A 12614-nucleotide genomic window follows, 5' to 3' on the forward strand; every position below is an offset into this window, starting at 1 on the left:
ACTGGACTCTTTTTTCAAATAAAGTTAAGAACTGATTTAGGACAGATATCTCTCAAAGTCAAATATACCGATTTCAGTACGGCAGCGTCGCTGGGAAATGATAGTTTATTCTTTGTGTATTTACGAACCTTCCGATTCATGTTTTTGATGATATGGGTCGTGTAGATAATTCTTCACGTGTTGGAAGGCGCTGAACTTTCTCCTTATGGAGTGAACTAGGTCGTCGATGGGATGGCCATCGTATGGAGCAGGATGGTTCCGCGATATGTTATTAACTGATGAACTAATATCTAGGTTCCACACGATAAGATGGGATGGTTAATGAAAAAAAGGGTCGTTATGTCAACGTTTAAGGTAAAACAAAGCGAATATCTTCCTGTAGCTTGGGAATATGTCGAAATTATTGAAAAATTTGTTCGTAATCAGAAGGAGGGTAAAGTCTTCTTTTTTGATGAGAAAGGCGATGTGGGCGAAACATTTGGAAAAATAATGGGGATTGAAGATCGAAAAAATGAGGGGATGTTCATCGAATTGGATCGAGGCGTATCAATCAGAATTGACCGGATCATCACGTTATTTGGCAAGATTGGAGCAGCCTATGATCTCTACAATGCATATGCTGACGCATGTATGGACTGTCTCGGTGGTTACGAGAAGGACGAACTGTAATGACGTGGAAAAGGAATAGCAGATCGCTATTTCCTTTTCTCCAAAGCCAGTCCGGTAAATTGTATACCGTTCCAACCGTGTAAAGAAAACTGTCGAATGTTCTGATGATCATTACCGGCAGGTTTTTCCAATACGGATTGATAGTGTTCTGCGAAGAGCAGAAGAGTATCTTCTTTTGATAATTTGTTTAACGAAGCGAAAGTGAATACCTTTGCACTTCCTTGGTTTTCAGTGGGATCATTTGTTATTTCGCCATTTTTAAAACCCGTGGGTGTGTGGATGTAATAGGTATCTATAAAAGAGATTACATCGGAAAAATAACTATTTTTTCCTCTTAAATCTGCCAATAATTCGCTAATCTTTTGGTGCATATTCTTCCAATTTTAGTATTTCACGTGTAAAAGTACTAAAATTTCAACCAATGGATAGCGTAAGATCCGTTATATCGTTGTTAAACAAGACATCAAAACAAACCGCGTGTCAACGGTTAAAAGCAAAGCGGTGCAGTTGATTGGGCGTATCTGTGAATTGTTGTGAGCACTTGCGTGGTATTTCAGAGTGTGAAAGTCGATCGTCTAATGCATCTCTCGAGTGCATAATGAAAATATCAACCAATAAGAAGAATCTGTTCGTTGATTGAAAGCGTAGAAATTTCAATAGCATGTAAAGATTTATGTCTTTATGTTCTATAATATGCGGATATAAGGATGCGTTTTTTCCGTATTCATGAAAAGCGATGGTCGATATAGTATTTACTGAAGGACAAGACCTGTTTGTTGCTATGCACTCGGTTCGTTGATGTTAGCACTGTTCGTGTATTGGAAGCCTCACGTGCGGTCATCCTTTAGGATTTTTTGGAGTATATCAGAAAGCTCTTTGGCTCGATTGAGCGTTATCAAGTGGCCTCCGTGTTTAATCCAAATACAGTTTTTGACATAACGTGCGGGAAGGATGTGGTCACTTGTACCGTGTATATGTATGGTGTTTTTAGCAATTTTGCTATTTTGCCATCGGGTTATTTTAGTGAGCGCCCACTTCAAAAAAATGTTGTCTGTTTCCCGGAGAATTTGTTTTAAAAGAAGCTTGTCTTTATTAGATTTTGCACCGAATAGCCAGTTAGTCAACGTATTTGGAGACTTTAATAATTGGGCAGGGATGATTTTTAGTAATCCAAGACTTCCTATTCTTCGATAAAACAACGGTATTTCAGACCTTGTCTTGGCAGATGCAATTAGAATAATTTTGGATGTTGGAATCAGTTTTGCCACTTCTATCGCTATCATTCCTCCGAATGACAACCCAATCAAGATGGCATTTGGATCCGTAATTTGCTGCGCTAAGCGAGCGGCGTAATCTTCCATCGCTTCATTTTTTTTAGGGAGGACCCACTTTATATATTTTAATGGATGGCCTGAGAAGTTTAGTCGGTGAAAAGCTCTCTCGTCGGCTCCGAGGCCACTAAAAAGATATATCGTTTTTTTCTCAGCTGCTTGCATGCTTATTATTCAGAAAAATCAAATCAAATGTTTATCCGAATCATGTGATAGGTTATGATTTCAACGAAAGTAAGTTACGTAATCTATTTAAATACGGAGCTCATTTAAATGGTAATACGTGATGTATTTAGTTAGTCCTGTTAAATCTACCTATGTACAAGTTTAACATAATTTAGATGTTTTGCTATTTCATACTAAAGCAGAAGCGCTATCTTTGTTATGTTAAATTAAAAATGTTGATCCCTTCACATCTGTGGAAAGATCTCGAGTCTCAGGAGCGCAACTTCTGAGACTTTTAATAAGTTACCATAATTTGCCGAAGCCCTTTGGCGTTCTACTTATGATCAATCCGATAAATGGACGGACTTTTTTTAGTAAGAACAGTATATCCGTTTTAGTGGCTTTTATCTTGTTGTTTGAACATCTAGCTTTTTAGATCCATTTGCCCCATACGATGCGGCAGAGGATTATTGTAATTTGTGTGGTAGTACTAGCGAAGGCTTCGACACAAACAAGGGATTGCGCCTATCCTTTTCGGCACATCTTCATATACTCAGATCGTCCGCAGAGCTAGCTAATCAATGACATTGACCAGTGTTGCCCCCGAAATATTGCCACCAATTTGCATGTGGTTTTTATCAAAGACCTGTATGGTGCGTAACCGGCCAACCCCCATATTTGACGGTAGGGTTAGTCTAATTTTGTTGTCAGAGGGATGATACTGAGGTGTAATTTGATGTGCAACTCGTGAACGATCCGTAATTTTGAAATAGGACACTTGGTTTTGATAGTATTTTTCGTATATATCGGCTTGGTAACCCAAATCAATATGTTCTCCTTTTTTTACGTCAACGATATCTGGAGTTTCTATATAAACCAATGTTTCGATGGAAGGAGGGGGCGGAGCGACAATCGAAAACTGATCCGTAACAACCGAACGAATACCAGAAACAACTTTTAAACGATAGGTTCCTTCTGTTGTCTCGTCGGGAATATATACGTTTATGGCACTTACGCCCAGGGACGCCAGTGATAGCTTCTCCTCTTCGCCCTGTTCGTTGATTAGGTAAACCGATGTGCTGCCCTCCGCAGTCAATATGTGTTCCGTTGAAATACTCAGTGGTCCACTTGTTAAAACATAGTTGTTATCCGGTAGATTAGGAACGGCACGTATGAGCGGCTGGTTAACGATTAAATGTACCTGATATGTTTTCGTGGAACCGTCCTGTGCGGTTACTTGGTATGCGACTGGTGTCTGATTCGACAAATTGATCTCCACGCCAGAGGCAGGTACAATAGTTGCTCGTTCGGATATGCTGATAATTGGAGTAATCGATTTTGGGACAACTTGATATGGGGGCCAATAAATGAAAATGTTCTGTTCGACAATACTGGCCGTTAACGATTGTCCTTTCGCGTCATGTACGATATAACGCTCTATGTTGTTGTATGGAAAGTCTGCGTATTCTGTTTTACAGGACCATAGACACATTAGGGAAGATATAATTAAAAAAAACGGGACGAAGATCTTGGTTTGTATCTGAAAATGAGGTTGCATAAGTTACTTCATACTAATTTAATGGGGGATGAGCTGATAGGAATACACCGGTCCATCCACTAACCGGTGTAAAACCTGATGGGAAACCCTATTGGGTGGTTAAAGTGCTTTGAATTCGATGTTGATGTCTGCTTTCACTTCCAAATCTACGCCTGGCGTTCCTTGTTGACCAACATTGGCAAAGCCGTTTAATTTAACCGCATAAACAGCGCCGGTTGAATTGCCCACTAAAACCGTACGGCCTGCCACGGGTTCGTTCGCACGTGTCGTTGTGTTGTATGTATACCATCCTACTTGACTTGTTGTGTTTCTTCCCAGTGTACCGACGGGAGTAGCACTTGACCAGTCGCTGGCCACAACTGCGGTGTACGCTTTATCAATATAGCGGATAGTGAAAGCTGATCCCGCAGAAATGTTGCCATTGACATGGCTACCAAGAATAATTTGATGGGTGGCGGATGACGATAAACTTTGCGCTCCTGCACCTGAAATATTGACGTAGATATTCGGCCAATTCGCCGCGTCGCTTGGATCCCACCATTCGCCAATGACGGAAAATGTCGCTGTTGCGCGCGCCTGATTAAATTCAAGAGCTGTGTTGTCCTTTTCTTTGTCGCAAGAAGTGGTTAGCAAAGTTGCTGATAAAACGGCTACAGAAAAGGCCGATTTAAAGATTGTTTTAAAATTAAGAATCATGTTTTGTTCTCCTTTTTTTGTTAAATTATATATGTTGATGCTTCAGGCATCCGTGGATGACTTTGTTACGATTCGGTTATATTCAGTTGAGCGATCAATGTTACGCGTTGCCATTCTTTAAAGTCGAAATGCACACTTACATCGGACAACGGTCCGGTGGGGAAGTCTGCCGGAAAGGTAATCTTCATTTGCGTGCGGTTCCAGCTTTTTATGGGTAACTCATAATCTTGGCCTTTAACGGTCGCCGTCACTTTCTCTAAACCTAGGAATACCGTACTATATGGAACAATTTCCCATTCGTCAGTTTTTTTCATCGTAATGAGAGACGGTGTAAAGTAGACGTCGGGTTGTTCGTAAGCGATCTCGAAGGGTTCTTCCATGGTCGCCGTATGTCCCAGGTTTTTGATTTCGATTTTGTAGGAACCTTTTGTTACCTCTGCAGGGATCCGATCCGTCCTGAGACTGTAGTAATCCTGTACAGGCGTTAGACTGGTTGCCTTCAGTGGATAGCGCTGGTTTGTTTGTTGATTAATTAATGTGACTTCTACAATTTGTGGATTGGTATGGGCAAAGTTACCGGTTATTGCCGGAAGGTACCGCTGTGGTGAAAGGTTGGCAGGAAAAGTACCTTCCGGCCACGTCACCTGAAGCGATTCCGTACTTTGAAGAATAATGTGCAGGGTGTAGGTACGTACACTTCCATTGGCCGCCCGTACGGTGTAGGTGGTGGTGGTGGACGTTGTATTTATTGGGACGATAGGATCTCGTAACGCAGCCCCCGTTGAAAGTTTTATTTCTGGGTCAATAACTAATAAACCGTAGTAAAAAGGTAGATACACGGTTATTTCATTGGCTTCATTGTCGATTGCTCCATAAATTACCTCATCGTTGGGAAGGTTTACGATCTTGTATTCCACTACTCGATCTTCTGATAAGGGAGGTAGATCTTCTGTTTTTGTACAGGAGTACATTGTGAAAAATAGAGCATATAGTAGACCGGTCTTGATTAAGGTTCTGTGTAATTGCATGGTTGAATAAGGCTTTACGGTTTAATTTCAAATCGGGTACTACCTGCTTTTACCAATACATATTGGAAGGTATAGTAGGGTTGTGGATCACTACGGACCCATGTGTTTGGATCCAGTTTATCTTTGTAAATACTTAAAATTTTAATTTTAGCGTAGTTTCCCTTCGCCGTTCGAACAAGTAGGGTGTGGTTTTCTATCGGATAGGCTATGTGTTTTTTTTCTTCTGATCCGTCTCCTTTTAAGGTTCCGCCAAAATCGTATAAATACCAACCAAGTCCTTCTCCAAAAGCTCCGGAATCGTCGGTTCCGTAAGCCCGCTCACCTCGACGAAAAACATCGTCGGGGGGAACGTTAACAACGTCTTCAAACTTTTGTTTTACCAAATAGATGCCGCCCTTTCCGGGTCCATCGTTGCCGAACCCAGCCGAAGAGTGGTTACAGTTGATAAAGCTTCGATAAATATCGGAAAAGGAAATATCCCAACGGGTGGTGCGTTGGTAGTCTGGTTTTACAGCTTGTTTTTGCTCTAGGCTAAAAAAAATAGGATCCTGTTTATCCGTGGGTATACTACCGTCAGCTAAGGCTTCGCCAAAATTATGCACGGTAATAAGCCGGTTAAACATGGTGTCCGACGTTATTGGGTCAGGTCCAATTACTGGCGCAGTATCTTCATTTTTACCGCAGGACGAAATCATTCCAAGGCTTATGAAAAGTGCGAATAAGTGAATTCGCAATACATTCTTCGGAGTTGGATACGTTATCTGCATAGTTTATCTTTAATTATAATCATTCTAAATAATGACAAATATACGACCTGCACACATTATCCGAGCTATTAAAATTGACATTTGGTGTATGCAAAGTGATTTGATGCCAATCAACTATGGTTTGATATAAAAAATTAGATAGTAGGATGAACATAGGGATGCCGTCTATAATTTTTTTTGTTGTTTTTTAGTCGACACTATTTTTGGATCTGCTTAGATTATTCGTTAGATTAAGGTATTATTTGGAAGTAGGCCTATTCTCGTTTTTGGAAAGTCAGTAGAATAGCATGTGGATAGTTTAAGGAGTTGCTATAAACTTCATCATGCAAAAAGGAAAAAGAGTCTGCTTAATATATTACCGATTTACTACTATAGTAGGATGATAAAAACAATTTCCATTGGCAAATTTTGCAAATTTTGTATCTGCCTTTTACTTTCTTCTTGTTCACTTAAGCCGGTTAATAACGTGCAGTGGTACCAAAATCAAACTATTGAGCAGGTACTTTGGGAAACAGATTCGACCTACATTGTCCAAATCGGAATAATGGCGCAAGCTTTTCGGTTAAAACGCGCAAATGATGACTTTGAGGAACAATTGACGAGGTTACAAGAGGGGATGGTTCATCAACGTAAATTTGATATCGCAATTGAAAAAGGAACGGCTACTATTGTATCCGTTAAGGAAAGTCGTGACGTGTTACATTGAATTCTATTCTAGAGTAGTTTAATAACCGAAGATAATGAAAAACAACCCAATTACATTTCAGTTTATTTCTGAGCCGTCTGACGTCAACTACGGCGGGAACGTACACGGTGGTAGTGTAATGAAATGGATCGATCAAGCAGGTTACGCTTGTGCGAGCACATGGAGTGGAAGCTACTCAGTAACCGTTTACGTTGGTGGGATTCGATTCTATCAGCCGATTAAAATCGGCGACATTGTAAAAGTTGAAGCCCATGTGATCTACACGGGTTCTACCAGTATGCACATCGCAATAAACGTGTATTCCAGAGATCTAAAGAAGAAGAATTTTGAAAAGCGGACACATTGTATTATCGTATTCGTCGCTATAGATGAAAACGGGAAAGCGATCATGGTTCCTAAATGGCAGCCCAAAACAGCTGAAGAACTGCGTCAGGAACGATATGCGATCCGTTTGATGGAACTGCGAAAACAAATTGAAAACGAAATGAAACCTTTTCTTTGATTATTTAGCAACTCGCCTTTTTGAAATAGTTAATTATGCATTGGGATCCAGAATTATACGATACCTATAAAGAGCTTCGTTCTAAGCCATTCTTTGACTTAACGAATCTGATAAAATTTGAGCATGTAAAAAACGTAATTGATTTAGGATGTGGTACTGGTCAGCAAATTTCTATCTTAGCACAGCAATATGAACAGATTCGTTTTTTGGGGATAGATTCTTCTGAAGAAATGCTCGCGAAATCGAAATCATTTCTACGGGAAAACCTAGTTTTCCGTTTGTGTCCAATTGAAAGGATGTTAGATGATCAGGAAAAATGGGACGTAATTGTCAGCAATGCGGCACTACAGTGGCTAGAGAACCATGATCAGCTGTTTCCACGTCTACTCAATTTGTTGTCTGAAAACGGGCAAATTGCCGTACAGATGCCTGTTCAGCAAGAGAATATACTGAATCAAATCTTAGCCGACCTAGCTGATGAAGCTCCTTATTGTTTTCAGTTAAGGCATATGCAACAAAGGTCACCCGTCTTGTCCATGGATGACTATGCAAAAATTCTATTCCATCACGGAATGCAAAATATACATCTTTCTATAAAGGTGTATCCAATGATAGCAAATAAAACGGAAGATTTATTTCAATTTATTGCTGGAACAGCGTTACGCCCCTATTTGAATAAATTAAGAGAAGAAGACAGACCAAATTTTATCAAGGCGTATAAATTAAAGATCAATAAACATTTTGGATGTTATCCTGCGATTTATGCGTTTAAGCGTATGTTGCTATATGGTTGCAAGACAAAGCCAGATGTACATTAACTTCATAAAAATGTTGTTTATTTGTTGGTTCTGAACGAGCCTTTCTCCAGGCTGTTTTTAAACAGGAATGTCCCGACGGTTTAGTCCCATAGCCGGTCCAATTCATTGCAACTGACCACGCATGCATTGATTTCGTTTCAGCTACGATAACAATTTTGATGAATCGATGTGCATGTTAGTTGATTCCGATATGGATGGAGAATTGGTCGAGTCCTCTCTATTTATTGTTTGAGCAGGCCGATAGTAGGCTCACTGACCAAAAAAACTAAAAAAGTAAGATGGATTTTACGTATTCGTAAGATTTTGAAAAATTTATAAAACGATTAGTAAAAGTTCTTTATCTGCCTAGTTACTTTTACGAGGTGAGTGACTAGGCAAACATACCCAAAAATACAAATTTTTGAACATGAATGCGGCAGACCTCCATGAAAGAGGTCTGTTACGAAGAAGCAGGAAATTTATAGCATCATGCGATGTCACTATTTCACGAATTAAAGTGCTGTTCACGAGATTTTAATTCTTTTTTTATAGCACCGATTTTCTTGTAATTCATCAGGACGATGGGCGATAAAGCCAATGGCACAGCGAGCAGCGGGCTAGACCCGTTTATGATCCATGTATACGTCGTAAGACCTAAAAGGAGTGTTAGCATGCCCAGCAGAATGCTTGTTAAGACTGATATCGATTTTTTGCTTTTGAGCAATTCTTCTGTACTCAATTGATGCAAGCCCTTATTTTTCTCCATATGTTTTGTTATACGATAGTTATAATCGTTCATGCTAATATATTAATGCTCAGTAGAAAAAACAAAAAAACGTCAATATATCTCTTTTTTATGTGAAATTATTCTTCGTTATTGCAACTGGCAAAGGCCAAACCGTGGCAAACTCGCCATCAAGAGGCGAAGGATTTTATGTGTCAAAAAACAGTCTACAATTGGATTCCTGTGAACGAATTGAAAAAATGTAGCGATTATACTACAAAAAAAATAAATAAATACCGGTAGCTTCGAGTCTGCATTTATATCTAATGTAGTAGCTATCGAAGAGCAGGGCCCCAATCCCTGCTCTTCTTCTTTTTTAAGGAACCAAGATGCTCAAAGTTCACCCCTGTTAAAATAGGAATATGGAATACGAAATACAGATATTGGATACGAAAATCGGGAACCAGTAAAAAACGCTTACGTAATTTCTTTTAGGCCTACCGTTATCAAAATGCGTAAAATTAGGATAGACACGACTAGTATGCTATATTGACCAAAGATTCGTTTATTATTTCCTGATATAAAAACTTTTAGACCAATCGTCCGTTTCTATACAAATACATTTGTGATGATAAAAGCGCTTACAGATCTCCCCAATACATTGGTCGGCTTCGAAGCCACGGGGGAAGTTACGGCCGACGACTTTAAACAAGTGGTTATGCCTGCTGTGCATTCGTTTATTAGAATTCATGGTAAAATAAATTATTTACTCTTACTAAATACCGACATACAACTTTTCTCCGCCGGAGCATGGATCCAAGATATTTGGATGGGCATTAAAGATCTCGGTAAATGGAACCGAGCAGCGATCGTTTCCGATAGCGAAACAATTCGTAAAGTGACAGAAGTATTTACGAAAGTTATGCCTGGAGAATTTAAAGTGTTTCCGCATGACCGGTATGAGGAAGCGGTAAAGTGGGCAAGCGAAGCGATAGATTTACGGTAACAGTCAACAGAGGAAGCGTATAACCATTTTAATACTCGAGGTCGATTTAGATTAAACTGATGGTTTCTTCGCAATCAAACTGACCACTAGTAGAGGTGACCGGAAAGCGCACCATACACTTTTTTGAGATTACACTTCATTAGCTACTCGAGCGAACTTATTTCTGTATTCGATAGGCGTCAATCCCGTTATTTTCCGAAAAATGTCTCTAAAGGCTTTGGTATCCGTATAGCCTACATCATACATAACTTCCGAGACATTCTTTCTAGAAGCTTCGAAAAATTTTTTGGCAGCTTCAATGCGCACGCGCTGTATATACTCAATAGGCGTATTGTTGGTCGCTTCCTTAAACCTCCGTTCGAATGTTCTTCGCCCGATATGAACGTAATTGGATAAATCTTCTACCGTGATCCGATCTTCATAATTCTTTTCAATATAGTCTTGTACTTTCTGCATATCACGATCCCCATGGTTACGCTGTCCTCGAAAGATCGCAAATTGCGACTGGCTATCCCTGCTAATATCCAAAGCGAAATATTTAGAAATCATAACAGCAGTTTCACGATCCGAAAACTTCTCCACTAAATACAAGATCAGATTCCATAAACTGCTCGCTCCGCCACTGCTGTAGATGTTTTCGTGTTCGGTGATGATGGCACCGTCTTCTACATCAATATGTGGATATTTTGCTCTGAACTCGTTGATATAAGCCCAATGTGTAGAGCATTTCTTGCCATCTAATAAACCTGTTTCTGCAAGTAAAAAAGCACCAATACATAAACTAGCGAGACTTGCGCCTTGATCGTACAAACGCCGAAAACAGGGTATGGCTTCGGCATTCGCTTGTATACCAGCGTTCATGTCGCCAAAAGTTGGAGGAATAATTAGTAGATCAGTTCGTTTAACGTCGCGAAGCAATCGATTGGTTTTTATCGTGTATTCACCATTATTGGCCGGTACGTAGGAATGTAGCCCTACATATTCCACTTGGAATACCGGCTTTTTTCCGAACGTTGTCAAGAATTCATTCGCGGTATGGAATGTCCTGAATGCGGGTGTAATAGCTTCTATTGTGCCATATTGTGGAACAAAAACCGAAATCTGCATATCTTGTTATTTTGTAATGTAAAGATACATATAGTTTTTGTCGTAATCCACCCCTATAGTTGACGTTTTTACAACAGCCGGTTTTTGCGAAACTGTAGCAACTTTGTAATATCATTATAAACAAAACGAAAAGACAATGGCAACACAAACAAAAATGAAGGTAGAAGCAAAGGTAAATGCTCCCGTCGAAAAAGTATGGCAAGCTTGGAATACACCAACTGATATCATGAAATGGAATACGCCTGATCCGAGCTGGCATTGTCCCAGCAGCGAAAACGATTTACGATTGAACGGTTCTTTTAAAAATAGGATGGAAGCAAAAGACGGAAGTTTCGGCTTTGACTTCGAGGGCGTCTATAGTGAAGTGGATCTTCATAAAAAAATTGCGTATAGCATGGCTGATGGCAGAGCTGTGGTGACGGTTTTCGAAAATGACGGAGTTCATACGTCAATTACCACACACTTTGATCCGGAAACCGAAAACGACCCGGAATTTCAACGCCAAGGTTGGCAAGCTATATTGGACAGCTTTGTCAGGTATGTTACTTCTGAGAACCATTGAAATAATTAAATTAACGCGTCAGCTGTCGCACATCAGTCCAATCATGAAAAATATACAAATAAATGTAGGCCTATGCCTCGTCCTAACCTCTTTAATTACATTATCCTGTCAATCGGCGGACACGAAGAAACCGATGGACACAATAGAAAAAGAAGATAGTTCTCGAAAAGCTCTTAGCCTCCAACCCGCTGAGAAGGGGTATGCCGATGTCAACGGGATAGAGATGTATTTTGAAGTGCATGGAGATGGCGATCCTATCGTACTCATACACGGTTCATTTATGACCATACCATTGAATTGGTCCGCGCTCATTCCGCGTCTCGCACAGGATAGAAAGGTAATTGTAGCAGAAATGCAAGGACATGGGCGAACAGAAGATAGTCAGAGAACATTCAGTTACGAGCATATGGCAGACGACATATCCGCACTTTTGAAACACATAAAGGTCGATAGTGCCGATATATTAGGCTACAGTATGGGTGGAGGCGTTGCTTTTCAGATGGCAATCCGACACCCGAAGCAGGTACGTAAACTTGTTGTTCTATCTGGAACCTATGCGCACGACGGGTGGTGGCCCGATGTCGAAGCCAGTTTTAAGCACATAAATCCAAAAATGTTTGATGGAACTCCTATACGAGCACAATACGATAGTCTCCGTAAAACGCCAGAGCATTTTCCGGAATTTGTGAAAAAAGTGATACAGATAGATTTGGAACCCTACGATTGGAGCAAAGAAGCTGTCGAAATAAAGGCGCCTATTTTATACATAATCGGTGACGCCGACGGAGTGAGGTATGAACATGCGCTTTCACTATTCAAGGCGAAGGGGGGCGGTAAGATGGGCGATTTGCATGGGCTTCCGGCATCTCAGCTTGCGATTATTCCCGGAACGACACATATAGGAATGATGCATCGAGCAGATTTATTAATACCAATGATATCCGAATTTTTAGAAAGCACCGGCAAAAAGGACATACCAACATTTTAATCATTAAA

The 12614-nt window shown here is 40.2% G+C and carries 16 protein-coding genes; 7 read left to right on the plus strand and 9 right to left on the minus strand.

Annotated features, from left to right (window positions below; all coding sequences use genetic code 11):
• Positions 1-14: 14 nt before the first annotated feature.
• Positions 15-170 (minus strand): transposase, encoded by a 156-nt coding sequence (locus ACFSR5_RS03430; protein ID WP_449325432.1) that lies wholly within the window; start codon positions 168-170, stop codon positions 15-17.
• Positions 171-339: 169 nt separating this feature from the next.
• Between ACFSR5_RS03430 and ACFSR5_RS03435 the strand changes: the two genes are divergently transcribed.
• Positions 340-669: a hypothetical protein gene (locus ACFSR5_RS03435; protein WP_380900742.1), complete on the plus strand. Its 330-nt coding sequence runs from the start codon at positions 340-342 to the stop codon at positions 667-669.
• 26 nt (positions 670-695) lie between these two features.
• Here the strand turns inward: ACFSR5_RS03435 and ACFSR5_RS03440 are convergent, their stop codons facing one another.
• The 6 genes from ACFSR5_RS03440 to ACFSR5_RS03465 form a co-directional block, all read right to left on the minus strand.
• Positions 696-1040, minus strand: coding sequence for a HopJ type III effector protein (locus ACFSR5_RS03440; RefSeq protein ID WP_380900744.1), 345 nt, complete (start codon positions 1038-1040; stop codon positions 696-698).
• A gap of 456 nt (positions 1041-1496) precedes the next feature.
• On the minus strand, positions 1497-2165 hold the full coding sequence (locus tag ACFSR5_RS03445) for an alpha/beta hydrolase (protein WP_380900746.1): 669 nt from the start codon (positions 2163-2165) through the stop codon (positions 1497-1499).
• A 574-nt stretch (positions 2166-2739) separates the two neighbouring features.
• Entirely contained in the window at positions 2740-3657 is a 918-nt protein-coding gene (locus ACFSR5_RS03450) for a hypothetical protein (protein WP_380900748.1), read from the minus strand.
• A 165-nt stretch (positions 3658-3822) separates the two neighbouring features.
• A complete protein-coding gene (locus ACFSR5_RS03455; RefSeq protein ID WP_380900750.1) occupies positions 3823-4419 on the minus strand; it encodes a hypothetical protein in 597 nt (198 codons plus the stop codon).
• A gap of 65 nt (positions 4420-4484) precedes the next feature.
• Positions 4485-5447 (minus strand): hypothetical protein, encoded by a 963-nt coding sequence (locus ACFSR5_RS03460; RefSeq protein WP_380900752.1) that lies wholly within the window; start codon positions 5445-5447, stop codon positions 4485-4487.
• Positions 5448-5461: 14 nt separating this feature from the next.
• Entirely contained in the window at positions 5462-6214 is a 753-nt protein-coding gene (locus ACFSR5_RS03465) for an HmuY family protein (RefSeq protein ID WP_380900754.1), read from the minus strand.
• Positions 6215-6680: 466 nt separating this feature from the next.
• On the opposite strand from ACFSR5_RS03465, the gene ACFSR5_RS03470 reads away from it, so the two are divergent.
• Genes ACFSR5_RS03470 through ACFSR5_RS03480 form a run of 3 tightly spaced genes read left to right on the plus strand, consistent with a single transcriptional unit; the run spans position 6681 to position 8240 of the window.
• On the plus strand, positions 6681-6920 hold the full coding sequence (locus ACFSR5_RS03470) for a hypothetical protein (RefSeq protein WP_380900756.1): 240 nt from the start codon (positions 6681-6683) through the stop codon (positions 6918-6920).
• 34 nt (positions 6921-6954) lie between these two features.
• A complete protein-coding gene (locus tag ACFSR5_RS03475) occupies positions 6955-7422 on the plus strand; it encodes an acyl-CoA thioesterase (RefSeq protein WP_380900758.1) in 468 nt (155 codons plus the stop codon).
• Positions 7423-7457: 35 nt separating this feature from the next.
• Positions 7458-8240, plus strand: a complete 783-nt coding sequence (locus ACFSR5_RS03480) for a methyltransferase domain-containing protein (RefSeq protein ID WP_380900760.1) — start codon at positions 7458-7460, stop codon at positions 8238-8240.
• A 484-nt stretch (positions 8241-8724) separates the two neighbouring features.
• On the opposite strand, the gene ACFSR5_RS03485 is transcribed toward ACFSR5_RS03480, so the two are convergent.
• Positions 8725-8985, minus strand: coding sequence for a redox-active disulfide protein 2 (locus ACFSR5_RS03485; protein ID WP_380900762.1), 261 nt, complete (start codon positions 8983-8985; stop codon positions 8725-8727).
• 586 nt (positions 8986-9571) lie between these two features.
• On the opposite strand from ACFSR5_RS03485, the gene ACFSR5_RS03490 reads away from it, so the two are divergent.
• A complete protein-coding gene (locus tag ACFSR5_RS03490; RefSeq protein ID WP_380900764.1) occupies positions 9572-9949 on the plus strand; it encodes a SpoIIAA family protein in 378 nt (125 codons plus the stop codon).
• 129 nt (positions 9950-10078) lie between these two features.
• On the opposite strand, the gene ACFSR5_RS03495 is transcribed toward ACFSR5_RS03490, so the two are convergent.
• The gene (locus tag ACFSR5_RS03495) at positions 10079-11056 is read right to left on the minus strand and encodes a GlxA family transcriptional regulator (RefSeq protein WP_380900766.1); all 978 of its coding nucleotides are present in this window, start codon (positions 11054-11056) and stop codon (positions 10079-10081) included.
• Positions 11057-11192: 136 nt separating this feature from the next.
• On the opposite strand from ACFSR5_RS03495, the gene ACFSR5_RS03500 reads away from it, so the two are divergent.
• Together ACFSR5_RS03500 and ACFSR5_RS03505 are read left to right on the plus strand one after the other, a co-directional pair.
• Positions 11193-11618, plus strand: coding sequence for an SRPBCC domain-containing protein (locus ACFSR5_RS03500; protein ID WP_380900768.1), 426 nt, complete (start codon positions 11193-11195; stop codon positions 11616-11618).
• A gap of 133 nt (positions 11619-11751) precedes the next feature.
• Positions 11752-12606, plus strand: a complete 855-nt coding sequence (locus ACFSR5_RS03505) for an alpha/beta fold hydrolase (protein ID WP_380900770.1) — start codon at positions 11752-11754, stop codon at positions 12604-12606.
• Positions 12607-12614: the final 8 nt, after the last annotated feature.

It is taken from the genome of Sphingobacterium suaedae (assembly GCF_042684625.1).
GTDB lineage: Bacteria > Bacteroidota > Bacteroidia > Sphingobacteriales > Sphingobacteriaceae > Sphingobacterium > Sphingobacterium suaedae.